Source organism: Streptococcus mitis SK575 (assembly GCF_000257865.1).
GTDB lineage: Bacteria > Bacillota > Bacilli > Lactobacillales > Streptococcaceae > Streptococcus > Streptococcus mitis_CQ.
Genome location: NZ_AICU01000079.1, coordinates 1 through 25729 on the forward strand (window position 1 = coordinate 1; position 25729 = coordinate 25729).

26 protein-coding genes and 2 pseudogenes are annotated in these 25729 nt (G+C 42.3%); 27 read left to right on the forward strand and 1 reads right to left on the reverse strand.

Going from position 1 to position 25729, the window contains the following annotated elements; all coding sequences use genetic code 11:
- From HMPREF1048_RS13510 to HMPREF1048_RS10130, 16 genes are all read left to right on the forward strand, one after another.
- The coding region (locus HMPREF1048_RS13510; RefSeq protein WP_000324452.1) for an LPXTG cell wall anchor domain-containing protein at nt 1–384 on the forward strand (384 nt) is incomplete at its 5' end.
- Between the two features lie 176 nt (nt 385–560).
- The gene (hemW, locus tag HMPREF1048_RS10060) at nt 561–1691 is read left to right on the forward strand and encodes a radical SAM family heme chaperone HemW (RefSeq protein ID WP_001170099.1); all 1131 of its coding nucleotides are present in this window, start codon (nt 561–563) and stop codon (nt 1689–1691) included.
- Nucleotides 1692–1695: 4 nt separating this feature from the next.
- Nucleotides 1696–2433 carry an acyl-[acyl-carrier-protein] thioesterase gene (locus HMPREF1048_RS10065; RefSeq protein WP_000524784.1) on the forward strand — a complete coding sequence of 246 codons (738 nt, stop codon included), beginning with the start codon at nt 1696–1698 and terminating at the stop codon, nt 2431–2433.
- Nucleotides 2434–2443: 10 nt separating this feature from the next.
- Entirely contained in the window at nt 2444–3217 is a 774-nt protein-coding gene (locus tag HMPREF1048_RS10070; RefSeq protein WP_000875450.1) for a TIGR01457 family HAD-type hydrolase, read from the forward strand.
- Nucleotides 3207–3824, forward strand: a complete 618-nt coding sequence (locus HMPREF1048_RS10075) for a TIGR01906 family membrane protein (protein ID WP_000850635.1) — start codon at nt 3207–3209, stop codon at nt 3822–3824. Before HMPREF1048_RS10070 ends, HMPREF1048_RS10075 begins: the two co-directional genes overlap by 11 nt.
- 211 nt (nt 3825–4035) lie before the next feature.
- Nucleotides 4036–4437, forward strand: a complete 402-nt coding sequence (locus tag HMPREF1048_RS10080; RefSeq protein WP_000631254.1) for a Spx/MgsR family RNA polymerase-binding regulatory protein — start codon at nt 4036–4038, stop codon at nt 4435–4437.
- Entirely contained in the window at nt 4437–4715 is a 279-nt protein-coding gene (locus HMPREF1048_RS10085) for a UPF0223 family protein (protein ID WP_001041978.1), read from the forward strand. The genes HMPREF1048_RS10080 and HMPREF1048_RS10085 overlap by 1 nt, the downstream gene beginning before the upstream one ends.
- Nucleotides 4705–5478: an inositol monophosphatase family protein gene (locus HMPREF1048_RS10090; protein ID WP_000444030.1), complete on the forward strand. Its 774-nt coding sequence runs from the start codon at nt 4705–4707 to the stop codon at nt 5476–5478. Before HMPREF1048_RS10085 ends, HMPREF1048_RS10090 begins: the two co-directional genes overlap by 11 nt.
- Nucleotides 5479–6792, forward strand: a complete 1314-nt coding sequence (locus HMPREF1048_RS10095) for an RsmF rRNA methyltransferase first C-terminal domain-containing protein (RefSeq protein WP_001160247.1) — start codon at nt 5479–5481, stop codon at nt 6790–6792. It begins immediately after the preceding gene.
- A gap of 211 nt (nt 6793–7003) precedes the next feature.
- Entirely contained in the window at nt 7004–7882 is an 879-nt protein-coding gene (locus tag HMPREF1048_RS10100) for a phosphate ABC transporter substrate-binding protein PstS family protein (RefSeq protein WP_000746321.1), read from the forward strand.
- Complete coding sequence (gene pstC / locus HMPREF1048_RS10105; RefSeq protein WP_001070903.1) at nt 7882–8799, forward strand: phosphate ABC transporter permease subunit PstC; 918 nt, start codon at nt 7882–7884, stop codon at nt 8797–8799. The genes HMPREF1048_RS10100 and pstC overlap by 1 nt, the downstream gene beginning before the upstream one ends.
- Complete coding sequence (gene pstA / locus HMPREF1048_RS10110; RefSeq protein WP_000543046.1) at nt 8789–9673, forward strand: phosphate ABC transporter permease PstA; 885 nt, start codon at nt 8789–8791, stop codon at nt 9671–9673. The genes pstC and pstA overlap by 11 nt, the downstream gene beginning before the upstream one ends.
- A gap of 10 nt (nt 9674–9683) precedes the next feature.
- A complete protein-coding gene (gene pstB, locus HMPREF1048_RS10115; protein WP_000049848.1) occupies nt 9684–10487 on the forward strand; it encodes a phosphate ABC transporter ATP-binding protein PstB in 804 nt (267 codons plus the stop codon).
- 12 nt (nt 10488–10499) lie between these two features.
- Nucleotides 10500–11258 carry a phosphate ABC transporter ATP-binding protein PstB gene (gene pstB / locus HMPREF1048_RS10120; protein ID WP_000133486.1) on the forward strand — a complete coding sequence of 253 codons (759 nt, stop codon included), beginning with the start codon at nt 10500–10502 and terminating at the stop codon, nt 11256–11258.
- A gap of 11 nt (nt 11259–11269) precedes the next feature.
- Nucleotides 11270–11923: a phosphate signaling complex protein PhoU gene (phoU, locus tag HMPREF1048_RS10125; RefSeq protein WP_000946458.1), complete on the forward strand. Its 654-nt coding sequence runs from the start codon at nt 11270–11272 to the stop codon at nt 11921–11923.
- A 157-nt stretch (nt 11924–12080) separates the two neighbouring features.
- The gene (locus tag HMPREF1048_RS10130) at nt 12081–12896 is read left to right on the forward strand and encodes an ABC transporter substrate-binding protein (protein WP_000837373.1); all 816 of its coding nucleotides are present in this window, start codon (nt 12081–12083) and stop codon (nt 12894–12896) included.
- A 20-nt stretch (nt 12897–12916) separates the two neighbouring features.
- Here the strand turns inward: HMPREF1048_RS10130 and HMPREF1048_RS10135 are convergent, their stop codons facing one another.
- Entirely contained in the window at nt 12917–14188 is a 1272-nt protein-coding gene (locus HMPREF1048_RS10135; RefSeq protein ID WP_000744846.1) for an aminotransferase-like domain-containing protein, read from the reverse strand.
- Between the two features lie 141 nt (nt 14189–14329).
- Between HMPREF1048_RS10135 and budA the strand changes: the two genes are divergently transcribed.
- The 11 genes and pseudogenes from budA to alaS all read left to right on the forward strand — a co-directional run bounded on the left by budA (nt 14330) and on the right by alaS (nt 25646).
- Nucleotides 14330–15061 carry an acetolactate decarboxylase gene (budA, locus tag HMPREF1048_RS10140; RefSeq protein WP_000360320.1) on the forward strand — a complete coding sequence of 244 codons (732 nt, stop codon included), beginning with the start codon at nt 14330–14332 and terminating at the stop codon, nt 15059–15061.
- 9 nt (nt 15062–15070) lie between these two features.
- A complete protein-coding gene (locus HMPREF1048_RS10145; RefSeq protein ID WP_000152239.1) occupies nt 15071–15823 on the forward strand; it encodes a YhfC family intramembrane metalloprotease in 753 nt (250 codons plus the stop codon).
- 112 nt (nt 15824–15935) lie between these two features.
- Nucleotides 15936–16841 carry a UDP-N-acetylmuramate dehydrogenase gene (gene murB, locus HMPREF1048_RS10150; protein ID WP_000116178.1) on the forward strand — a complete coding sequence of 302 codons (906 nt, stop codon included), beginning with the start codon at nt 15936–15938 and terminating at the stop codon, nt 16839–16841.
- A gap of 130 nt (nt 16842–16971) precedes the next feature.
- Nucleotides 16972–17938 (forward strand): annotated as a pseudogene (locus tag HMPREF1048_RS10155) (ABC transporter ATP-binding protein); the annotation flags it as partial.
- The gene (locus tag HMPREF1048_RS10160) at nt 17919–18725 is read left to right on the forward strand and encodes an ABC transporter permease (RefSeq protein ID WP_000753801.1); all 807 of its coding nucleotides are present in this window, start codon (nt 17919–17921) and stop codon (nt 18723–18725) included. The pseudogene HMPREF1048_RS10155 and the gene HMPREF1048_RS10160, both read left to right, overlap by 20 nt.
- On the forward strand, nt 18722–19495 hold the full coding sequence (locus HMPREF1048_RS10165; protein WP_000712743.1) for an ABC transporter permease: 774 nt from the start codon (nt 18722–18724) through the stop codon (nt 19493–19495). The genes HMPREF1048_RS10160 and HMPREF1048_RS10165 overlap by 4 nt, the downstream gene beginning before the upstream one ends.
- Nucleotides 19492–20562 (forward strand): ABC transporter substrate-binding protein, encoded by a 1071-nt coding sequence (locus tag HMPREF1048_RS10170; RefSeq protein ID WP_000737965.1) that lies wholly within the window; start codon nt 19492–19494, stop codon nt 20560–20562. Before HMPREF1048_RS10165 ends, HMPREF1048_RS10170 begins: the two co-directional genes overlap by 4 nt.
- Nucleotides 20563–21058: 496 nt before the next feature.
- Nucleotides 21059–21301: pseudogene (locus HMPREF1048_RS13730) on the forward strand (XRE family transcriptional regulator); the annotation flags it as partial.
- A 165-nt stretch (nt 21302–21466) separates the two neighbouring features.
- A complete protein-coding gene (locus HMPREF1048_RS10180; RefSeq protein WP_000377468.1) occupies nt 21467–22087 on the forward strand; it encodes a tetratricopeptide repeat protein in 621 nt (206 codons plus the stop codon).
- Nucleotides 22088–22520: 433 nt separating this feature from the next.
- The gene (locus HMPREF1048_RS10185) at nt 22521–23006 is read left to right on the forward strand and encodes an LURP-one-related/scramblase family protein (protein ID WP_000847066.1); all 486 of its coding nucleotides are present in this window, start codon (nt 22521–22523) and stop codon (nt 23004–23006) included.
- A gap of 21 nt (nt 23007–23027) precedes the next feature.
- Nucleotides 23028–25646 (forward strand): alanine--tRNA ligase, encoded by a 2619-nt coding sequence (gene alaS / locus HMPREF1048_RS10190; protein ID WP_000811766.1) that lies wholly within the window; start codon nt 23028–23030, stop codon nt 25644–25646.
- Nucleotides 25647–25729: the final 83 nt, after the last annotated feature.

Consider the following 25729-nt stretch of genomic DNA (forward strand, 5'->3'; position numbering starts at 1 on the left):
GTTCCAGGTACAGGTAAGATTACCGAACCAGGTAAACCAGCTGTTGAAGTTCCAGTAGAAACTCCAGCTAAGGTAACACCAGCAACACCAACAGATACAATTCCAGTTGCACCAGTGACACCTGATACGCCAGTCAAACCTGACACTAATGGAGGTTCTGGTCAAGATACACCAGTACCAGCTACTCCAACTCCAAATGCAGTTACTCCGAATGCAGATCAGGTAGATACTAAGACTACTGTTGATAATGGAGCTAAGTCAAATGATTCTCAAAATGTATTGCCAAATACAGGAACAGAATCAAATGCTGCTCTTGCATCTCTAGGACTTCTTGGACTATTGAGTGGATTTGGACTTGTAGCTCGCAAGAAAAAAGAAGACTAAAAATTTAGTCAATTAAACATTCATTCTTTTGTATTTTAACAACGAACTAGATTGATTCTGATAGCTGTGTTATCCATAAAATACAAAGAATGATTAGATAAAGAAAGCGAACAATGCTAGGATTTTGTTAAAGGGAATTCTAAGTATTGTTCGCTTTTTGTGGTATAATAATTACTATGCAGAAAAAACCAACGTCAGCCTATGTGCACATTCCGTTTTGTACCCAGATTTGTTATTATTGTGACTTTTCAAAGGTTTTTATTAAGAATCAGCCAGTCGACAGCTATTTAGAGCATCTGTTAGAAGAGTTTCGTTCTTATAGTATTCAAAAGTTGAGAACCCTCTATATCGGTGGTGGCACACCGACAGCTTTGTCAGCTCCGCAACTGGAGGTGTTATTGGATGGCTTGACTAAAAACTTGGACTTGTCTGTCTTAGAGGAGTTGACCATTGAGGCCAATCCAGGCGACTTGGATGCAGATAAGATAGCCGTTTTGAAGAACTCGGCTGTCAATCGTGTTTCGCTAGGTGTGCAGACCTTTGATGATAAGATGCTGAAAAAGATTGGGCGCAGTCATTTGGAGAAGGATATTTATGAAAATATCGGCCGTCTGAAACTGGCTGGTTTTGACAATATCTCTATTGATTTGATTTATGCACTGCCTGGTCAGACCATGGAGCAGGTCAAGGAAAATGTGGCTAAGGCCATTGGACTTGATATTCCCCATATGAGTTTGTATAGCTTGATTTTGGAAAATCATACGGTCTTTATGAACCGTATGCGACGAGGAAAATTGCCTCTGCCTAAGGAGGAACTGGAAGCTGAGATGTTTGAGTACATCATCGCAGAGCTAGAGCGAGCTGGTTTTGAGCATTATGAGATTTCCAATTTCTCCAAGCCTGGTTTTGAAAGTCGTCACAATCTCATGTACTGGGACAATGCTGAATACTATGGCATCGGTGCTGGGGCATCTGGTTATGTCAATGGAGTGCGCTATAAAAACCATGGTCCCATTCGCCATTATCTTAATGCGGTTGAAGAAGGCAATGCTCGCATCACAGAAGAGCACCTGAGTCAAAAAGAGCAAATGGAAGAGGAGATGTTCCTGGGGCTCCGCAAGAAATCAGGGGTTTCCATGGCGAGATTTGAGGAAAAATTTGGACGGTCTTTCGATGGACTTTATGGAGAAATTGTCAGAGACTTGGTTCAACAAGGTCTCATGCAAATAGAGGGTGACCGAGTGCGCATGACAAAGAGAGGTCTCTTTTTGGGAGATACCGTAGCAGAACGATTTATTTTGGAGTAGGATGATGGGCTTAACTTATCAAATGAAAATGAAGATTCCTTTTGATATGGCTGACATGAATGGACATATTAAACTTCCAGATGTGATTTTACTTTCCCTACAAGTTTCAGGGATGCAGTCCATTGAACTAGGTGTTAGTGATAAGGCAATTTTAGAAAACTATAATCTGGTCTGGATTATCACAGACTATGATATTGAGGTAGCTCGTTTGCCTCGTTTTGCGGAAGAAATCACTATCGAAACGGAAGCCCTGAGCTACAATCGACTCTTTTGCTACCGTCGCTTTACCATTTATGATGAAGCAGGTCAGGACCTTATCCACATGATAGCGACCTTTGTTCTCATGGATCGAGACAGTCGAAAAGTTCATGCAGTAGAACCTGAGATTGTGGCTCCTTACCAGTCTGATTTTGATAAAAAGCTTATCCGTGGGCCAAAGTATGAGTCATTGAACGAGCCAATCAGCAAGGATTACCATGTCCGTTTTTACGATTTAGATATGAATGGTCATGTTAATAACAGTAAGTATCTAGACTGGATTTTTGAGGTCATGGGAGCGGACTTTTTGACCCAATATATTCCCAAGAAAATCAATCTCAAGTATGTCAAGGAAGTTCGACCAGGTGGGGTGATCACATCGGCTGTTGAACGGACTGGACTGGAAAGCAAGCATGAGATCACAAGCGACGGGGCTACCAATGCTCAAGCTATCATCACTTGGCAAGAAATAAAAAAAGATTAGGGAGAAATAGATGAAATATAAAGGCTATTTAATTGATTTAGACGGAACCATTTATAAGGGGAAAGACAGAATTCCAGCAGGAGAGGCTTTTGTCCATGAATTGCAAAAGCGGGATATCCCCTATCTCTTTGTGACCAACAATACAACCCGCACTCCAGAGAGTGTTCAGGAGATGTTGGTTCAGAATTTTAATATCGATACGCCCCTATCGACTGTCTACACAGCGACTTTGGCAACGATCGACTATATGAATGACTTGGGGCTTGAAAAGACTGTCTATGTCATCGGAGAAGCTGGACTCAAGGAAGCCATCAAGGCGGCTGGTTATGTCGAAGACAAGGGAAATCCTGCCTATGTAGTAGTAGGATTGGACTGGCAAGTCGACTATGAAAAATTTGCGACAGCAACTCTAGCTATCCAAAAGGGAGCTCATTTTATTGGAACCAACCCTGACCTCAACATCCCGACAGAGCGCGGTCTTTTGCCAGGTGCTGGTTCACTGATTACCCTTCTTGAAGTGGCAACACGAGTGAAACCTGTTTATATTGGGAAACCAAATGCCATCATTATGGACAAGGCGGTTGAGCACTTAGGTTTGGAACGTAAAGAGTTAATCATGGTTGGGGATAACTACTTAACAGATATCCGAGCAGGGATTGACAATGGCATTCCAACGCTCTTGGTGACGACAGGTTTTACCAAGGCAGAAGAAGTGGCAGACCTGCCAATCGCACCGACTCATGTGGTTTCTAGCCTTGCGGAGTGGAACTTTGATGAAAACTAAACTGACCTTTTGGGGCTCTATGCTCTTTCTCCTCTCCCTCTCAATCCTTTTGACCATTTATCTGGCTTGGATTGTTTATCAGCTGGAAATTCAGTGGCTGAATTTAACAGATCGGGTCTATTTAAAACCAGAAACCATTCAGTACAACTTTCATATCTTGATGAATTATCTGACCAATCCATTTAGTCAGGTCCTAGAGATGCCAGATTTTCGTTCGTCAGCAGCTGGTCTGCACCATTTTGCGGTGGTTAAGAACCTCTTTCACTTGGTTCAGCTAGTAGCTCTAGTGACACTGCCAAGTTTCTATTTCTTTGTCAATAAGATTGTGAAAAAGGGCTTCTTGTCTCTATTTAGTAAAGGACTTTTGGCTCTAGTGGTTTTACCCTTACTGATTGGGCTTGGAGGAGTGTTGATTGGTTTTGACCAATTCTTTACCCTTTTCCATCAAATTCTCTTTGTGGGAGATGATACCTGGCTTTTTGATCCAGCCAAGGATCCAGTGATTCTGATTTTGCCAGAGATCTTCTTCCTTCATGCCTTCCTCCTCTTTTTTGCCCTCTATGAAAGCTTCTTTGGCTGTCTTTATCTAAAAAGTCGTAGGAAGTGAAACGAAAGATGTTCTTATTTCACATGTATAAATTAGGTATGTGATTCGAAACTATCGTTAAGAGTGAATTAACTAATTCAGAAATGTATTAATCGTTCGCAAACAGTCTATTTTTCTTGAAAAAATAGGCTTTTTTTCTAAAAATATCTAGTCAAGTGCTTTATTTTTTTGTATAATAGAGGTAGCAAAGTATAGATAAGAAGAGAAAAGCATGATTACACTATTCCTATCACCGAGCTGTACTTCATGTCGTAAGGCAAAGGCCTGGTTAGAGAAACATAAGGTGCCCTTTGAGGAGCACAATATTATGACCAGTCCCTTAACAAGAAAAGAATTGCAACACATTCTTTCCTTGACCGAAAATGGTACTGATGACATCATTTCAACTCGTTCAAAAATTTTTCAAAAATTAGATATTGATGTAGAAAGTATTTCGGTATCAGAATTGCTTCATTTGATTGAGCAGTATCCTAGTCTTTTGCGTCGTCCCATTATTATTGATGCCAAACGTATGCAGATCGGTTTTAATGAAGATGAGATTCGTGCTTTTCTCCCTCGTAGTTACCGTAAGCAAGAACTAAAAGAAGCAAGAATGAGAGCTGGTATTAGTTAATGAACAAACAGTATAGTTACCCACTAGATTTGTCGTGGAGCACTGAAGAACTTGCTTCAGTGCTTTCTTTTTTTAATGATGTTGAAGCTGCCTATGAGGGCAAGGTAGAGGCTAAAAAGTTACTGGACTCCTATAAGGGGTTCAAGGAGGTCGTGCCAAGCAAGAGTGAAGAAAAACGTTTGGGACGAGAATTTGAAACAGTGAGTGGTTATTCGCTTTACCGAGCAGTTCAGGCGGCTAAGGAAAAAGGGGAAGGAAAGATTTCTCTTGGAAAGTAAATTTGAATTTGCCAAAGAGCTTGTCAAGAAGGCGGGTCAGTACATTCTTGACCATATGCAGGAAGACTTGTGTGTTGAAACCAAGTCCTCTCCAACAGATTTGGTGACCAGACTGGACAAGGAAGTTCAGGAGCTCTTGGTTGGTGAGATTTTGTCCCGTTATCCTGAGGATAAGATTTGTGCTGAAGAAGGTTGTCTGCGAGCCTCGGTTCAAGAGGGCAAGGTTTGGGTCATTGATCCCATTGATGGGACCAATAATTTTGTGGCCCAGCAGGAAGATTTTGCTGTTATGATGGCTTATTTTGAAAATGGTCAGGGACAGTTTGGACTGATTTATGATGTGGTCAAAGGGGATTGTTATCATGGTGGTGGTAAGTTTCCAGTTTGTCGAAACGATAAGCCCCTAGCTCCTTTTAAAGCAAAACCACTTGGAGATTTTCTCATTGCAGGCAATAGTGGCATGCTGGAAACCAACGAATGGGGGCTGGCTGATTTGAGTCGAGCCGTCCTCGGTGTTCGTGTCTATGGGAGTGCGGCCATTAGTTTTGCCAAGATTTTGTCAGGGCGTTTGTTGACATATGTTACTTATCTGCAACCATGGGATTATGCTGCGGCTAGTATTTTAGGGGAAAGTCTGGGCTATCGGGTTGTGACTCTATCTGGTCAACCGCTTGATTTTCAAACCAGACAACCGGTCATGATGCTACCTCTTGAGATGCAGGAGGAAATTCAGTCCTATATTTACGAAAGGAAAAGAACTTAAATGCAATTTCCAGAAGGATTTGTTGAAAAATATGAAGAGATACTAGGAGATGAGGCAAGAGATTTTCTTGCCTCTTTTGAGGAGGAAGCGGTTTCGGCCTTTCGGGTCAATCCCTTAAAAGAAGCGCTAGTTTCCTTTTCTAATCCCATTCCTCAAACCCCTTGGGGTCACTACGGAAAGGTATCAGGGAAATCGCCTGAGCATGCTACAGGCTTGGTTTATTCGCAAGAACCTGCTGCTCAGATGGTTGCTCAGGTAGCCCAGCCCAGTCCTGGTATGAAAGTCTTGGATTTGGCTGCTGCACCGGGTGGCAAATCAACTCAACTAGCAGCCTATCTAGCAGGAGAGGGTCTTCTCGTTTCCAATGAAATTTCAAGCAAACGGGCTAAGATTTTAGTAGAAAACATGGAGCGCTTTGGAGCGACAAATGTCGTGGTGACCAATGAATCTGCTGACCGCTTGTCCAAGGTTTTTAAGGGCTATTTTGACCTGATTGTCCTTGATGCCCCTTGCTCAGGGGAAGGGATGTTCCGTAAGCAACCAGATGCTATGGACTATTGGAGCTTAGATTATCCGAGTCAATGTGCTAGTTTGCAAAGAGAAATTCTGGAAGATGCAGTAACCATGCTAGCTGAAGGTGGTCGCTTGGTTTATTCAACCTGTACCTGGGCACCTGAGGAAAACGAAGAGATTGTCAATTGGTTGCTGGAAGAGTATGATTTTGACTTGTTACCAGTAGAGCATATCAATGGAATGGTAGCTGGTATTGACCTCCCAGAAACGGCTCGGATGTATCCTCATCATTTTAAGGGAGAGGGGCAATTTGTAGCCCATTTACAATTTAAAGGTGACAATCCAGCTCCTAAATTTAAGGCAAGTAAGAGTAACCTCAGCCGTGAACAAGTTACCTTGTGGCAGGAATTTGCCCAAAAACATTTGCAGGTCAATCTAAGGGGTATCTTGCAGACTTTTGGTGACCAACTTTATCTCTTGCCAGAACTCTTGCCAGATCTAGGGAAGCTCAAGATTGCTCGCAATGGCCTGCATCTGGGTACTTTTAAGAAGAAACGTTTTGAACCTAGTTTTGCTCTTGGTCTAGCCTTGAAACCGAGTCAGGTCAAGCAGTCGGTTGAAATTGACCAAGAAGCGTTTGTAAAGTATGTGGCTGGAGAAACCGTTCAGCTGGCGGAAAGTCTGCCAAATGGTTGGTACCAAGTTTTGGTTCAGGGCAATGGTTTGGGCTTTGCAAAGGTGACTGGAAATGTTTTGAAAAATTATTTTCCAAAAGGCCTCAGATTCAAGTGGAAATGCTAGTCAAAGTAGCTTGTCTATGTTATAGTGGAAGTATGGATTTTTTTCAAATTGTCTTTCATTTTAAGTCAAAATTGGTGGAGATGATAACTGAGTAAATTTCAAGTAAAACCAAGCTCAGAACTTCAGTTGGTTCCCAATTTTCAAAAGAAAAACATAAATAAATAGTTGAAAAAATTCACAGCATTCACCATTATTTTCAAGGAGAAAAACAGTGAAAAAAAGGAAAAAACTCGCTCTATCCCTTGCGGCTCTTTTGCTGGCAGATTCTTTGGCGGGATGTGCTAGCTGGATTGATCGTGGAGAATCCATGACAGCTGTTGGCTCAACGGCTCTTCAGCCCTTGGTCGAAGCAGCAGCAGATGAATTCGGCTCTCTGCACGTTGGAAAAACAGTCAACGTCCAAGGTGGAGGATCTGGTACAGGTTTGTCTCAGGTTCAGTCTGGAGCCGTTGATGTAGGAAATTCAGACGTATTTGCCGAGGAAAAAGACGGTATCAACGCTTCTGCTCTAGTGGACCACAAGGTTGCTGTTGCAGGCTTGGCGGTGATTGTGAACAAGGAAGTTGACGTTGAAAATCTGACAACTGAACAACTCCGTAGCATCTTCACAGGTCAAGTGACCAACTGGAAAGAGGTTGGGGGGAAAGACCTAGCCATTTCTATTATCAACCGTGCGGCAAGTTCTGGTTCGCGTGCAACCTTTGATAGTGTTGTCATGGATGGCCAATCTGCCGTGCAGAGTCAAGAACAGGATTCAAATGGGATGGTCAAAAACATTGTTTCTCAGACACCAGGAGCCATTTCTTACCTAGCCTTTGCCTATGTGGATGACTCAGTTAAACGCATGAAATTGAACGGCTATGAGCCGATTGCAGAAAATGTTACAACCAATAACTGGCCTCTGTGGTCTTATGAACACATGTATACCCTAGGTCAGCCCAATGAATTGGTGGCAGAATTTCTCAACTTTGTCCTCTCAGATGAAGCGCAAAGCGGAATCGTTAAGGGAATGGGCTATATTTCTGTCAAGGAAATGAAGGTTGAAAAAGATGCTGTAGGAACGGTAACAGCACTAGAAGGGAGTCAATAATGAATCAAGAAGAATTAGCTAAAAAATTACTTTCTCCCTCAAAGAACTCTCGTCTAGAGAAACTAGGAAAAGGCTTGACTTTTGCCTGTCTGTCTTTGATTGTCATCATTGTGGCTATGATTTTGATTTTCGTAGCTCAAAAAGGTTTGTCGACCTTCTTTGTCAATGGAGTCAATATCTTTGATTTCCTCTTTGGCCAAACTTGGAATCCTTCAGGTAAACAATTTGGTGCCCTTCCTATGATTTTGGGTTCCTTTATTGTCACAATCTTGTCAGCTCTTATCGCAACTCCTTTTGCCATTGGTGCGGCAGTCTTTATGACCGAAGTCTCACCAAAAGGTGCTAGAATCTTGCAACCAGCCATTGAATTGCTAGTCGGGATTCCTTCAGTCGTCTATGGTTTTATCGGTTTGCAGGTCGTGGTTCCCTTTGTCCGCAGTGTCTTTGGTGGAACTGGTTTTGGGATTTTGTCAGGTATTTTCGTTCTCTTTGTCATGATTTTACCGACGGTAACCTTTATGACAACCGATAGCTTGCGTGCGGTGCCTCGTCACTACCGTGAAGCTAGTTTGGCTATGGGGGCCACTCGTTGGCAAACCATTTGGCGCGTGACCTTGAAGGCGGCGCGTTCAGGGATTTTCACAGCGGTGGTCTTTGGGATGGCGCGTGCCTTTGGTGAGGCCTTGGCCATTCAGATGGTGGTCGGAAACTCAGCTGTTGTCCCAACTTCATTGACAACACCTGCTGCGACCTTGACCTCTGTTTTGACCATGGGTATCGGAAATACCGTTATGGGAACAGTTGACAATAACGTTCTTTGGTCACTGGCCTTAGTCTTGCTCTTGATGAGTTTGGCCTTCAACAGTGTGATTAAATTGATTACGAAAGAAAGAGGAAAGAAAAACTATGCACGCTAAGAAATTAGATAAAATTGCAACAGCTGTCCTCTACTCAATTGCAGGAATTATCGTTGCTATCTTGGCATCTTTGATTCTTTATATCTTGGTTCGTGGTTTGCCTCACATCTCTTGGTCTTTCTTGACTGGCAAATCATCTTCTTACCAAGCAGGTGGAGGGATTGGAATTCAGCTCTATAATTCCTTCTTCCTTCTGGTTATTACCTTGATTATCTCTGTTCCCTTGTCTATGGGAGCTGGGATTTTCCTAGCTGAATATGCCAAAAAAGGTCCTGTGACCAATTTTGTCAGAACCTGTATTGAAATCTTGTCTTCATTGCCATCAGTGGTTGTAGGTCTCTTTGGTTACTTGATCTTTGTAGTTCAGTTTGAGTATGGATTTTCAATCATTTCAGGTGCCTTGGCCTTGACGGTCTTTAACCTGCCTCAGATGACTCGTAATGTTGAGGACAGTTTGAAACACGTTCACCATACGCAACGTGAGGCTGGTCTGGCCCTTGGGATTTCTCGTTGGGAGACTGTGGTCCATGTGGTCATTCCAGAAGCCCTACCAGGTATTGTAACGGGGGTTGTCTTGGCCTCTGGCCGTATCTTTGGTGAGGCGGCTGCTCTCATCTATACAGCAGGACAATCCGCTCCAGCCCTTGACTGGTCTAACTGGAATATTCTCAGTGTGACTAGCCCAATCTCTATCTTCCGTCAAGCAGAAACCTTGGCTGTCCACATCTGGAAGGTCAATAGTGAAGGAACCATTCCAGATGGAACTATCGTATCAGCAGGTTCTGCAGCCGTGCTCCTTATCTTTATCCTCATCTTTAACTTTGGAGCCCGTAAACTCGGAAGCTATCTACATAAGAAATTAACCGCTGCCTAAAGGAGAAGCCATGTCAAAATATAATTGGGATGAAAAGCATATCATCACCTTTCCTGAAGAGAAAGTGGCCCTCTCTACTAAGGATTTACATGTTTACTACGGTAAAAATGAATCCATCAAGGGCATCGATATGCAATTTGAAAAAAATAAAATTACAGCCTTAATTGGCCCTTCTGGTTCAGGGAAATCAACCTACCTTCGCAGTCTCAACCGTATGAATGATACCATTGATATTGCCAAGGTAACAGGTCAAATCCTCTACCAAGGGATTGATGTCAACCGTCCAGAAATCAACGTTTATGAAATGCGTAAGCACATCGGAATGGTCTTCCAACGCCCAAATCCTTTTGCCAAGTCTATCTATCGCAATATCACTTTTGCCCATGAACGTGCAGGGGTTAAGGACAAGCAAGTCTTGGATGAAATTGTAGAAACCTCTCTTCGTCAAGCTGCCCTTTGGGACCAGGTCAAAGACGATTTGCACAAGTCAGCCTTGACTCTATCTGGTGGTCAGCAGCAACGTCTTTGTATCGCGCGTGCTATCTCTGTTAAACCAGATATTCTCTTGATGGATGAGCCGGCGTCAGCTTTGGATCCGATTGCGACAGCCCAGCTGGAAGAAACCATGTTGGAATTGAAGAAGGACTTTACTATCATCATCGTGACCCACAGTATGCAGCAGGCTGCGCGTGCTAGTGATTACACAGGATTTTTCTACTTGGGTGACTTGATCGAGTACGATAAGACCTCTAATATTTTCCAAAATGCCAAACTACAGTCAACCAATGACTACGTAACAGGACACTTTGGATAGAAAGGAAACAGTATGACAGAAGCGATTTTACAGGTATCAGACCTGTCCGTTTACTACAATCAAAAAAAGGCCTTGAATAGTGTTTCCCTATCTTTCCAACCTAAGGAAATTACAGCCTTGATTGGTCCATCTGGATCAGGGAAATCAACCCTCCTCAAGGCTATCAACCGCATGGGGGATCTCAATCCAGAAGTGACCACAACTGGTTCGGTGGTTTACAACGGCCACAACATCTACAGCCCACGTACAGATACAGTTGAATTGCGGAAGGAAATCGGTATGGTTTTCCAACAACCAAACCCTTTCCCTATGTCTATCTATGAAAATGTTGTTTACGGGCTTCGTATCAATGGAGTGAAGGACAAGCAAGTTCTGGATGAAGCGGTAGAAAAAGCCCTACAACGAGCTTCTATCTGGGATGAGGTTAAGGATCGCCTGCATGATTCAGCTATCGGGCTTTCAGGTGGACAACAACAACGTGTTTGTGTTGCCCGTGTCTTGGCAACCAGTCCTAAAATCATTCTCTTGGATGAACCGACTTCAGACTTGGACCCTATCTCTGCTGGTAAGATTGAGGAAACCTTGTATGGTCTAAAAGATAAATACACCATGCTCTTGGTTACGCGTTCTATGCAACAAGCCTCTCGTATCTCTGATAAGACAGGATTTTTCCTAGATGGAGATTTGATTGAGTTTAACGATACCAAGAAGATGTTCCTCAACCCACAACACAAGGAAACAGAAGATTATATTTCAGGAAAATTTGGATAAGGAGATAAATGATGTTACGTTCTCAATTTGAAGAAGATTTAGAGAAATTGCACAACCAGTTCTACGCTATGGGACAAGAAGTGCTATCCCAAATCAATCGTACGGTGCGTGCCTTTGTTACGCATGACCGTGATTTGGCCAAGGAAGTCATCGAAGACGATGCAGAAGTAAACGAATACGAAGTGAAATTGGAGAAGAAATCATTTGAAATGATTGCCCTCCAACAACCGGTTTCTCAGGACTTGCGTACTGTTTTGACAGTATTGAAGGCTGTATCTGACTTGGAACGTATGGGTGACCATGCCGTTTCCATTGCCAAAGCGGCAATTCGTATGAAAGGGGAGCAACGCATCCCAGCTGTTGAAGAAGAAATCAAGAGAATGGGCCGCGATGTCAAGAACTTCGTTGAAGCAGCCCTTGAACTCTATCTCAATGGTTCAGTAGACCAGGCCTATGAAGTAGCAGCCATGGATGAAAAAATCAACCATTACTTTGATAGCATTCGTGATTTGGCTACAGAAGAAATCAAGAAAAATCCAGATGCCATCGTTACAGGCCGTGATTACTTCCAAGTGATTGCCTTTTTGGAACGTATTGGAGACTATGCAAAAAATATCTGTGAATGGGTTGTTTACTTTGAAACAGGTAAGATTGTCGAACTATAAAATAGGTTCATTCTGTATAAAAAGGAGCTTGTAATCAACTGGAAGCTCCTTTTCTTGAATGAAAAAAATATTTTTAAGATAAAAATTCAAAAAATACTTGACAAGCATCTTGAATAGCGTTATAATTATACAAAATTAACAGAGAGGTTGTTTATTTATGAAATCAAAAAAATGGATATTTGTTTTATGTAGTTTTCTTGCAAGTTTCTTCTTAGTAGCTTGCCAGTCGGGTTCTAATGGTTCTCAGTCAGCTGTTGAGGCCATTAAGCAAAAGGGGAAATTAGTTGTGGCGACTAGTCCTGACTATGCACCTTTTGAATTCCAATCCTTAGTTGACGGAAAAAACCAGGTAGTCGGTGCGGATATTGATATGGCCCAAGCTATCGCTGATGAACTTGGGGTGAAGTTGGAAATTTCAAGCATGAGTTTTGACAATGTCTTGACCAGTCTTCAAACTGGGAAGGCTGACCTAGCAGTTGCGGGAATTAGCGCTACTGACGAGAGAAAAGAAGTCTTTGATTTTTCAATCCCTTACTATGAAAACAAGATTAGTTTCTTGGTTCGTAAAGCTGATGTAGAAAAATACAAGGATTTAACTAGCCTTGAAAGTGCTAATATTGCGGCTCAAAAAGGGACTGTTCCAGAATCAATGGTCAAGGAACAATTGCCAAAAGCTCAGCTGACTTCCCTAACCAATATGGGTGAAGCTGTTAATGAATTACAGGCTGGAAAAGTAGATGCTGTTCACATGGATGAGCCTGTTGCCCTTAGCTATGCTGCTAAAAATGCAGACCTAGCTGTCGCAACTGTCAGCTTGAAGATGAAGGACGGTGAAGCCAATGCCGTTGCCCTTAGAAAAAATAGTGCTGATTTGAAAGAAGTGGTGGACAAGGTTATCCAAAAACTCAAGGATGACGGTACCTACCAAAAATATCTTGAAAAAGCGGCAACCTTAACAGAAGTTGAACAATAAGAAAAAAGCAGAGTTGGAAGTCATTCCAATTCTGCTTTTAAATAGTTTAAAACCTTTTCCAGATTGTCTAAGGACACCTTGGCAAATTGATAAGGACAGGCACCCAAGTAAGCCTCTTCAAAGAAATCCAAGCCCAGTTGGCTGTGTTTGAGACTAGCAATTTTAGGATACTGTCTTAGGTCTAGTAATAAACCATCGTGTAGGGGAAAGTGAGGGAGGGGACAAGGTGTTTTAGCTAGTCTTTCCTCGATTTGTTTTTGGTAGTCTTCCTGATTGGCCAAGCGAGCTAGCCGATTTTTCTCAAACAGTTGACTGTCGATATAGAGTGATAAGGCCTTTTGCATGATGAGGTTGCTGTCGTAGTCTAGGATATTTTTATAGGCCACAAAGGCTTCCTTGATAGCATTTGGCAGGATGAGTGCTGTTATCCGCAGGGCTGGAAAGAGGCTGGTTGAGAAGGACTTGATATAAATGACGCGCTCCTCTGTATCCAGATAGTGGAAGGTCTGGCCCTTCTTGGAGTCCAAATCACCCAGATAGTCGTCCTCTACGATATAGACTCCATATTTGGCAGCTAAGTCAAGAATAGCCCGTTTGTCCTGCTCTGAATAGGAATGTCCTAGAGGATAGTGAAATCGAGGAATAGTATAGAAAAACTTGATTTTTCCCGTCTGGAAATGCTGTTCAAGTTCCACCAAGTCAATTCCATCAATGCCTCGTTCAATCGTTTGATAGTCTAAGCCTTGAGCAATCAAGAGACGATTCATCCGATGGTAGGTCGGCTGTTCCACCAAGATTTCCTTGGCTTGGCTAGGAAAGGATATTTGAGAAAGGATAAACAAGGCTTGTTGGGTTCCAGAAGTCAGTACCAGTTGATCAGCCTTGCAGTAGAGGGCTTGGTCAAAGAGGAGTTTGTGAATAGACTGTCTTAGATCTTCTAAACCTTCTTGGTTTTCATAGTAGTTGAAGAGGTAGTTTTCCCGTCCAATCAAGGTTTCATTGATACAGAGTCGGAAATCGTCATAGGCACTGGCATGTTCGTCAGTGACTTCGATTTCTAGATCCTGGTGTTGCCCTTGTTCTAGGACATAGTAGCCACTCTGGGGCTTGGCATAGAGGTATTGTTCGTGCCGTAATTCCAGCAGAGCGCGTTGAATAGTGTCCTTGCTACAGTGAAAGTCAAGGCTCAGTTGACGGATAGAAGGCAGGCGGCTACCCGTCGGAAATCGCCCAGACTCGATACCGTTCTTTAGATAGGAAACAACCTCTTGGTACTTGCTTTGTTTCTTCATTCCAGACCTCCCTTGATTTTGTTACATTGTACCCTTTTTTTTCCTTCTTGGCAATGTCTAAGGTGTTTCTCTCGTTCACATCTAGGGGCAAATGTGGTATACTTAGGAGTAACATTTATAGAATAACAGACAAGAAAGTGAATGGATAAGAACGTGCGGGAACCAGTGAAATTATTTCAATACAATACCCTTGGAGCCTTGATGGCTGGCCTTTATGGTGGTACCATGACAGTGGGAGAATTGCTAGAGCATGGTGACCTTGGTTTGGGAACCTTGGATTCTATTGATGGGGAATTGATTGTCTTAGATGGCAAGGCTTATCAAGCCAAAGGCTCAGGAGAGCAACCGGAAATTGTAGAAGTGTCACCAGATGCCCTTATTCCTTACGCAGCAGTGGTACCGCATCAGGCAGAGGTCATTTTCCGCCAGCGCTTTGAGATGACAGACAAGGAATTGGAAGAGCGAATCGAGTCTTATTATGACGGGGAAAATCTTTTCCGCTCTATCAAGATTCGTGGGGAATTTTCACATATGCATGTGCGCATGATTCCCAAGTCGACACCAGATACCAAGTTTGCTGATGTCGCAACCCATCAACCTGAATATAGTCGTGACAATGTGGCGGGAACCATCGTTGGTTTCTGGACGCCTGAGATTTTCCATGGGGTCAGTGTGGCAGGCTACCATCTCCACTTCATCTCAGATGATTTGACCTTCGGTGGGCATGTCATGGACTTTGTCATCAAGGAAGGCATTATCGAGGTGGGAGCAGTTGACCAGTTGGACCAACGTTTCCCAGTCCAAGACCGTCAATACTTGTTTGCTAAGTTCAATGTTGACGAGATGAAAAAAGATATTGAAAAGGCGGAATAGGAGAAGAAAATGACCATTCATATTATCATTACCATGGTGTTGTTGCTAGCTTTCTTGATAGGGAGCATTTGGTATGCCAAAAAGAAATACCAGATTAATTTAGCTGTTTTGGGCTTGGGGGCTGTTGCCTTCTTTGTCTCTTCACAAATTTTGGAAAAACTGGTGCATATCTTAGTTTTGCATCCTCAAAAAGACGGTAGTATTGCCCTCTTGCAAGACCATCCGCTTGTCTATATCATCTATGGCTTAGCCATGGCAGCATTTTTTGAGGAAACTGCTCGTCTTGTTTTCTTCAAATGGTTGGAGAAAAAGAGAAGTTTGGAAAAGGCAGATTCGTTGGCTTATGGATTGGGGCATGGTGGCTTGGAGTTGATTTACCTGGGCCTTACTAGTTTGATTAATCTCTACATCGTGCTCTCAGCAGTTCAAACGCAGGATCCACAGGTCATGCAATTACTGTCTGAAAATATGTTGAAAACTATCCAGTCGCTATCAGTCTGGCAGATTTATTTGCTTGGTTTTGAGAGAATCTTGGCGCTAGGTTTCCAATTACTCTTGACTGTTTGGGTTTACCAAGCTGTTCGCCAGAAGAAATGGATTTATCTCCTAGCTGCCTATGGACTACATGCCTTCTTTGACATAGCACCATCTCTTGCCCAAGTTGGCTGGCTGACAAATCCTGTCTTGGTGGAAGTTGTCCTAGCACTTGAATTTGTTCTGGTTGCCTATGGAACAAAGGCTATCTTTTGCAAAAAATTATAAGAAAAGGGGGAAACCTCTTTTTTTGTTTAAAATAAGCCCAAGATTTTTTTAGGGTCGTCAAATGGTCTTAAAAATGGTATAATGGAATGAATTTTGTAAAAGGAAGAGTGACATGTCTGTAAGAGAAAAAATGCTTGAAATCTTAGAAGGAATTGATATCCGTTTTAAGGAACCCTTGCATAGCTATAGTTATACAAAAGTAGGTGGAGAGGCCGATTATTTGGTCTTTCCACGAAATCGTTTTGAGTTGGCGCGCGTTGTTAAATTTGCCAACCAAGAAAATATTCCTTGGATGGTTCTTGGAAATGCTAGTAACATCATTGTTCGTGACGGTGGGATTCGTGGATTTGTCATCTTGTGTGACAAGCTCAATAATGTTTCTGTTGATGGCTATACTATTGAAGCAGAAGCTGGTGCCAACTTGATTGAAACAACTCGCATTGCCCTTCGTCATAGTTTGACTGGTTTTGAGTTTGCTTGTGGCATTCCTGGAAGTGTTGGTGGTGCTGTCTTTATGAATGCGGGTGCCTATGGTGGCGAGATCGCCCACATCTTGCAGTCTTGTAAGGTCTTGACCAAGGATGGAGAAATCGAGACCCTGTCTGCTAAAGACTTGGCTTTTGGTTACCGTCATTCAGCCATTCAGGAGTCTGGTGCAGTTGTCTTGTCAGCTAAATTTGCCCTTTCTCCAGGAACCCATCAGATTATCAAGCAGGAAATGGACCGTTTGACGCACCTACGCGAACTCAAGCAACCTTTGGAATATCCATCTTGTGGTTCGGTCTTTAAGCGTCCAGTAGGGCATTTTGCAGGTCAATTAATTTCAGAAGCTGGCTTGAAAGGCTATCGTATCGGTGGCGTAGAAGTGTCAGAAAAGCACGCAGGATTTATGATCAATGTTGCAGATGGAACGGCTAAAGACTACGAAGACTTGATTGAGTCTGTTATCGAAAAAGTCAAGGAACACTCAGGTATCACGCTTGAGAGAGAAGTCCGTATTTTAGGTGAAAGCAAGTAGGAAGCTTTAGCTAAAAAGCTGCTGCTATGTCATGGAAAGGGGGTGAAAGCCTATCGTTAGTGCAGAAGAATGTAGGCAGTTCAATCTCCTATACGAGGTAGTAGCGGCCTGACAGAGCCCTGATCTGTTAATTTTAGGCGCATCTGGTTCAGGGAAATCAACCATCCTTAACATCATTGCAGGTTTACTGGATGCAACGACTAACCAACAAGCGAGACGTCCATACGGTCTTCCAATCCTATGCCTTGTTTCCACATATGAATGTGTTTGAAAATGTTGCCTTTCCGCCAATTGAAAAAAGACTCAAGATGGTTCAGTTGGAAGGGTACGAAAAACGTTCCATCCGTAAACTCTCTGGAGGACAACGTCAGCGTGTGGCAATTGCCCGTGCCATCATCAACCAACCTCGTGTGGTTTTGTTGGACGAGCCTTTGTCAGCGCTGGACTTGAAATTAAGAACAGACATGCAGTATGAACTGCGTGAACTACAACAACGATTGGGCATTACCTTTGTCTTTGTCACTCACGATCAGGAAGAAGCTCTTGCCATGAGTGATTGGATTTTCGTTATGAATGATGGCGAGATTGTCCAGTCTGGAACACCTGTGGATATCTACGATGAGCCGATTAACCACTTTGTTGCGACCTTTATCGGTGAGTCAAATATCTTGCCAGGAACCATGATTGAGGACTACTTGGTTGAGTTTAACGGCAAACGCTTCGAAGCAGTTGATGGGGGGATGAAGCCGAATGAACCTGTTGAGGTTGTTATTCGTCCAGAGGACTTGCGTATTACCCTTCCTGAAGAAGGCAAGCTCCAAGTTAAGGTGGATACCCAGCTCTTCCGTGGAGTTCACTATGAAATTATCGCCTATGACGAACTCGGAAATGAATGGATGATCCACTCAACTCGTAAGGCCATTGTTGGTGAGGAAATCGGTCTGGACTTTGAACCAGAAGACATCCACATCATGCGTCTCAACGAAACCGAAGAAGAGTTCGATGCTCGTATCGAGGAGTACGTGGAAATCGAAGAGCAAGAAGCAGGTCTAATCAATGCAATCGAGGAGGAAAGAGATGAAGAAAACAAGCTCTAAACTCTTTGTAGTGCCCTACATGCTCTGGATTGCCCTCTTTGTCCTGGCACCCTTGGTCTTGATTTTCGGACAATCCTTTTTCAACATTGAAGGCCAGTTTAGTTTAGAAAATTATAAATCTTACTTTGCGTCACAAAACTTGACCTACCTAAAAATGAGTTTCAACTCTGTACTCTATGCAGGAATTGTGACCTTTGTGACCTTGCTTATCAGCTATCCAACAGCCCTCTTTTTGACCCGTCTCAAGCACCGTCAACTCTGGCTCATGCTGATTATCCTGCCAACTTGGATCAATTTGCTCCTCAAGGCCTACGCCTTTATCGGAATTTTTGGTCAGAATGGCTCTATTAACCAATTTTTGGAATTCATTGGAATTGGTTCACAACAGTTACTCTTTACCGATTTCTCCTTTATCTTTGTCGCAAGCTATATCGAGCTTCCCTTTATGATCTTGCCGATTTTCAATGTCTTGGATGATATGGACAACAATCTCATCAATGCCAGCTATGACCTCGGTGCGACCAAGTGGGAGACCTTCCGTCATGTCATCTTCCCTCTGTCTATGAACGGAGTGAGAAGTGGGGTCCAGTCTGTCTTTATCCCCAGCTTGAGTCTCTTCATGCTGACCCGTTTGATTGGTGGGAACCGCGTTATCACCTTGGGGACGGCCATTGAGCAGAACTTCCTGACAAATGACAACTACGGTATGGGTTCTACCATCGGTGTGATTCTCATCCTGACCATGTTCATCACCATGTGGGTGACCAAGGAAAGGAGAGAACGATGAAAAAATTTGCCAACCTTTACCTAGGACTGGTCTTTCTTGTCCTCTACCTGCCGATTTTTTACTTGATTGGCTATGCCTTTAATGCAGGCAACGACATGAATAGCTTTACAGGCTTTAGCATGAGCCATTTTAAAACCATGTTTGGCGATGGTCGCCTCATGTTGATTGTGACTCAGACCTTTTTCTTGGCCTTCCTGTCAGCCTTGATTGCGACCATTATCGGGACTTTTGGTGCCATTTACATCTACCAGTCTCGTAAGAAATACCAAGAAGCCTTTCTATCACTCAATAATATCCTCATGGTTGCGCCTGATGTTATGATTGGTGCTAGCTTCTTGATTCTCTTTACCCAACTCAAGTTTTCACTTGGCTTTTTGACAGTTCTTTCTAGTCACGTAGCCTTCTCCATTCCTATCGTGGTTTTGATGGTCTTGCCTCGACTCAAGGAAATGAACGGTGACATGATTCATGCGGCCTATGACCTTGGTGCCAGTCAATTTCAGATGTTTAAGGAAATCATGCTTCCTTACCTGACTCCGTCTATCATTGCAGGTTATTTCATGGCCTTCACCTATTCGCTAGATGACTTTGCCGTGACCTTCTTCGTAACGGGAAATGGCTTTTCAACCCTGTCAGTCGAAATTTACTCTCGTGCTCGTAAAGGGATTTCGCTTGAAATCAATGCCCTGTCTGCCCTTGTCTTTCTCTTTAGTATTATCCTAGTTGTTGGATATTACTTTATCTCACGTGAGAAGGAGGAGCAAGCATGAAAAAACTCTATTCATTTTTAGCAGGAATTGTAGCCATTATCCTCGTCTTATGGGGAATTGCGACGCATTTAGATAGTAAAATCAATAGCCGAGATAGTCAAAAACTGGTTATCTACAACTGGGGGGACTATATTGATCCTGAACTCCTGACTCAGTTCACAGAAGAAACAGGCATCCAAGTCCAGTACGAGACTTTTGACTCCAATGAAGCCATGTATACTAAGATCAAGCAGGGTGGAACGACCTACGATATTGCCATCCCTAGTGAATACATGATCAACAAGATGAAGGACGAAGACCTCTTGGTACCGCTTGACTATTCAAAACTTGAAGGTCTTGAAAATATCGGACCAGAGTTCCTCAACCAGTCCTTTGATCCAGGCAATAAATTCTCCATTCCTTACTTCTGGGGAACCTTGGGAATTGTCTACAATGAAACCATGGTAGAGGAAGCGCCTGAGCATTGGGATGATCTCTGGAAGCCAGAGTATAAGAACTCTATCATGCTTTTTGATGGGGCGCGTGAGGTGCTGGGTCTGGGGCTCAATTCCCTCGGCTACAGCCTTAACTCTAAAAATCAACAGCAGTTGGAAGAGACAGTAGATAAGCTCTATAAACTGACTCCAAATATCAAGGCTATTGTGGCGGACGAGATGAAGGGATACATGATTCAGAACAACGCTGCTATCGGCGTGACCTTCTCTGGTGAAGCCAGCCAAATGCTGGAGAAAAATGAAAATCTACGCTATGTGGTACCGACTGAGGCCAGCAACCTTTGGTTTGACAACATGGTCATTCCCAAAACAGTCAAAAACCAAGATGCAGCCTATGCCTTTATCAACTTTATGTTGAAACCTGAAAATGCTCTTAAAAATGCGGAGTATGTCGGCTATTCAACACCAAACCTACCAGCTAAGGAACTGCTCCCAGAGGAGAAAAAAGAAGATAAAGCCTTCTATCCAGATGCTGAAACTATGAAACACCTAGAAGTTTATGAGAAATTTGACCATAAATGGACAGGTAAATATAGCGACCTCTTCCTACAGTTTAAAATGTATCGGAAGTAGGAGTTAGAAGTCACGGAACGAATCAGTCAAGCTGGTTCGTTTTTTTATGTAAAAGGCAATTTTTGTAACTGTATGTTTTTCTATGATAGTTGCTGTGTTTAGTAATATGAAAATTGAGGATAAAAATAGTGATAAGTGAAATAACGGCGCATTTATTTCAAGATTTTTTTATTTGTTGAATTCTATCTCCTTCATTAAAATTGCTTCATTAAAATTTTTAAAATTGACTACTAGCTACATACGCTTTTACCTCCTTTTATGCTATAATATTCTCAATAGAATCTTTAATCTTCAAATAAATATTCCTTATGGAATAATTCCGTTTTATACCGTTTAGAATATTTAAGAGGATACAATGTTTAATAATGATTCTTTTGGAGCTCGTCTTAAGGAACTGAGAAAGATCAAGAAGTTAACTCAGGTACAAATTTCTGAGATGATTGGTGTATAACAAGGTACTTATTTTCGTTGGGAGAATGGAACTTTAGAACCTAATTTAGACGCCGTTATCAAATTAGCAAAATTATTTGATACCACGACAGATTATTTACTAGGAAAAACGATTTATAGTACTCTAGATGGTATTTCTCATCCAATCACTAGAATTGATATGAAGAAGTTAAAAGAGTTTAATAAAACTGAACTTAATGATTTGAAATTTGCGCTTGTTATGAATGGAATAAAAAAACATTTCACTGTATTTGACTATATGGATGAGCTAGTTTCTGATATAATTTAGATAAAGAAGAGCAAGGAATATTGCCGACTCTCTTTAAAGAGGTTTATGATTATTTTAATGCAGATTAATGGTTTATAAGATTAAGCCTCAATAGATAGAGAATAGTATATTCTTGTTGAGTGATTCTATTTTATGAAGGTTGTTTGTAGTTGAAGGGGGAAATAGATGGACTCTAAAATTGATACAGCTTGGGACTTGTTTCTGGAGGGAAAAACATCAGAAGCTAAAAAGTTGGTTGAACAAGATTTTTCCATTGATACCTGTACAGATTTTAGCCTATTAAATCTGATGGGGTATTTATTATTGGCAGAAAAAGACTATGCTTCATGTACCCATATCTTTGAGAAATACATTTTATTGGCTCAACAAAATGAAGATAAAGAAAATGAACACATTGGCTTACATCAATTAGCTATGATCTATAGAGATCAGGGGGATTTTCATAAGGCTTTAAAACTTATTGAAGATGAAGAGAAGATAGTTGAAGAGCATTTTCCAAATGATAATCTAAAGAAAGCTGTGAATAATTACGAACAGGGCTATGTGAGATTTAAATTAAACAATCTTGATGAGGCTCTTACATTCATGAATCTGTCATTGGAACAATCTTTAGAGACTGATGATGTAATTTCTCAAGCTTGTAGCTATAGAGGGTTAGGTGAAATCTATTCAGCCTTGGAAGATACGGAATTATCCAACACACATTTCAAACAAGCTATAGAACTTTTCGAAAGTGCTGGAGAATTTGAAGGGATAAAGGAAATTGAGGAATTGATTAATGAATGATTTTACATTTAGATTTTGTTAGTAGTTTGCTTTATCTTAAAGAATGTAGATATGCAATTGACAGTCTAGATAATATTAAAGCGAGAGAGTGATATGTTATTTTGGATTTGTTTAATATCAACAATTATATTGGCTAATTTTGTTCTCCTGAAAGAGTAATCAAAGATACAGGAAATTGCTCTGATTCAACGGAGATGATTTCCAGTTGACGCAAGCTTAAAAAAACGTTATAATAAGAAAGTTGAGAATTGATTTTCAGTTGTCTTAGTCCAGAGAAATGGCGGTGCTGCGAGCCATCTAAGCTAGGAAGTCATGCTACTCAATCATACAATTACATAAGAACAAGAGAATGACAAGTTCATTGAATGAAGGTGGTACCGCGGTTTTTCGCCCTTCGTGATATGAGCTTGTCTTTTGATTTTTGGAGGTGTTGATGAAAACATTTCTTGTCAAACAAAAGTTTCGTCTTGGAGGCGAACGCTTCGCTATCAAGGACGACAGGGGAGAAATCGCCTATCAGGTGGAGGGATCATTTTTTAAGATTCCCAAAACTTTTACCATCTATGATGCGACTGGTGAACAGGTTAGTCAGATCAGTAAAGAAATCTTGACCTTGCTTCCTCGTTTTGAGATTCAGCTTCGGGATGGCTCGAGTTTTGTCATTCGCAAGAAGTTGACCTTCTGGCGAGATAAGTATGAGTTCGATAATCTGGGTCTTCGTATCGAGGGCAATATCTGGGATTTGAATTTCAAATTGCTAGATGATCGCGATCAGCTGATTGCGGAAATTAAGAAGGAACTCTTCCATTTGACCTCTACCTATAATGTAACGGTCCTTGAGGACGCTTATGCAGACCTAGTCATTTCCCTCTGTGTCGCGATTGACTATGTGGAAATGCTGGAAAGCCAATCACATTAAACAAGTAAATAAGGAGACAATATGAAACAACTATCTAGTGCCCAAGTACGCCAAATGTGGCTTGATTTCTGGGCGACCAAAGGTCACTCTGTAGAACCATCAGTGAGTTTGGTTCCTGTAAATGACCCAACACTTTTGTGGATCAACTCTGGGGTAGCAACCCTTAAGAAATACTTTGACGGGACCATCATTCCTGAAAATCCACGTATTACCAATGCCCAAAAGGCCATCCGTACCAACGACATCGAAAACGTAGGGAAGACTGCTCGTCACCATACCATGTTTGAAATGTTGGGGAACTTCTCTATCGGAGATTACTTCCGTGACGAAGCAATCACTTGGGCTTATGAGCTTTTGACAAGCCCAGAATGGTTTGACTTCCCTGCTGAAAAACTTTACATGACCTACTATCCAGACGATAAAGATTCTTACAATCGCTGGATTGAAGTGGGAGTGGATCCAAGTCACTTGATTCCTATTGAGGACAACTTCTGGGAAATCGGTGCAGGACCTTCTGGACCAGATACAGAAATCTTCTTTGACCGTGGAGAAGCTTTTGACCCAGAAAATATCGGTCTTCGTCTCCTTGCAGAAGATATAGAAAACGACCGTTACATTGAAATCTGGAACATCGTTTTGTCACAATTTAACGCAGACCCTGCTGTTCCTCGTAGCGAATACAAGGAACTGCCACACAAGAACATTGATACGGGCGCTGGTTTGGAGCGTTTGGTGGCGGTTATCCAAGGGGCTAAGACAAACTTTGAAACAGACCTCTTCATGCCAATCATTCGTGAAGTGGAGAAATTGTCTGGTAAGGTTTATGATCAAGATGGCGACAATATGAGCTTTAAGGTCATCGCTGACCACATCCGTTCCCTTTCATTTGCCATCGGTGATGGTGCCCTTCCAGGAAATGAAGGTCGTGGTTACGTCCTTCGTCGTCTTCTCCGTCGTGCTTCTATGCATGGTCAAAAATTGGGAATCAACGAGCCTTTCCTTTACAAACTCGTTCCAACCGTTGGTAAGATCATGGAAAGCTACTACCCAGAAGTGCTTGAAAAACGTGACTTTATCGAAAAAATCGTTAAGAGCGAAGAAGAATCATTTGCTCGTACCCTTCACTCAGGTCAACACTTTGCCCAAGGCATTGTGGCAGACTTGAAAGAAAAAGGTCAATCTGTCATTGCTGGTTCAGATGTATTCAAACTTTATGACACTTATGGATTCCCAGTTGAATTGACTGAAGAAATCGCTGAAGAAGCCGGCATGACTGTAGACCGTGAAGGTTTTGAAGCAGCCATGAAAGAACAGCAAGAACGCGCGCGTGCGTCAGCTGTCAAGGGTGGCTCAATGGGTATGCAAAATGAAACCCTTCAAAACATCACTGTAGAAAGTGTCTTCAACTACAATGCTAGCCAATTGTCTTCTAAATTGGTGGCTATCGTGGCTGACAATGCAGAAGTAGAAGCTGTGTCAGAAGGAACTGCCTCACTTATCTTTGCGGAAACTCCATTCTACGCTGAAATGGGTGGACAAGTCGCTGACCACGGACAAATCTTGGATGAGTCAGGTAAGGTCGTGGCTGCTGTGACAAATGTTCAGAAAGCACCAAACGGACAAGCTCTTCACACAGTTGAAGTTCTTGCACCGCTTGCCTTGAACCAAGAATATACGCTGGCAATCGATACAAATCGTCGTCACCGTGTTATGAAAAACCACACTGCGACTCACTTGCTTCACGCTGCCCTTCACAATATCCTTGGAAATCACGCAACACAAGCAGGATCTCTTAACGAAGTTGAATTCCTTCGCTTTGACTTTACTCATTTCCAAGCAGTAACTGCAGAAGAATTGCGTGCCATTGAGCAGCAAGTCAACGAGAAAATCTGGGAAGCTCTTGAAGTGAAGACAGTTGAAACGGATATTGATACTGCTAAAGAAATGGGAGCTATGGCTCTCTTTGGTGAGAAATACGGTAAGGAAGTCCGTGTTGTTACTATCGGTGACTACTCTATCGAGCTTTGTGGTGGTACCCACGTTGGCAACACTTCTGAAATTGGTCTTTTCAAGATTGTCAAAGAAGAAGGGATTGGATCAGGAACTCGCCGTATCTTGGCAGTGACTGGTAAGGAAGCCTTTGAGGCCTACCGTGAACAAGAAGATGCTCTTAAAGCTGTCGCAGCAACCTTGAAAGCACCACAAGTCAAGGAAGTACCTCACAAGGTAGAAGGACTTCAAGAACAACTTCGTCAACTTCAAAAAGAAAATGCTGAGTTGAAAGAAAAAGCCGCAGCTGCAGCCGCAGGCGATATCTTCAAGGACGTTAAGGAAGTCAACGGTCACCGTTACATTGCTAGCCAAGTGTCTGTATCTGATGCAGGTGCCCTTCGTACTTTTGCGGATAACTGGAAACAAAAAGACTACTCTGATCTTCTTGTCCTAGTTGCTGCTATCGGTGACAAAGTCAATGTTCTTGTAGCAAGTAAGACAAAAGACCTTCATGCAGGAAACCTTGTCAAAGAATTGGCACCAATCGTCGATGGACGTGGTGGTGGTAAACCAGACATGGCCATGGCAGGAGGAAGCAACCAAGCTAAGATCCAAGAATTGTTGGATGCAGTAGCAGGTAAATTGTAATCAAGTAATACTCTTCGAAAATCTCTTCAAACAACGTCAGCTTCGCCTTGCCGTAGGTATAGGTAACCGACTTCGTCAGTCTT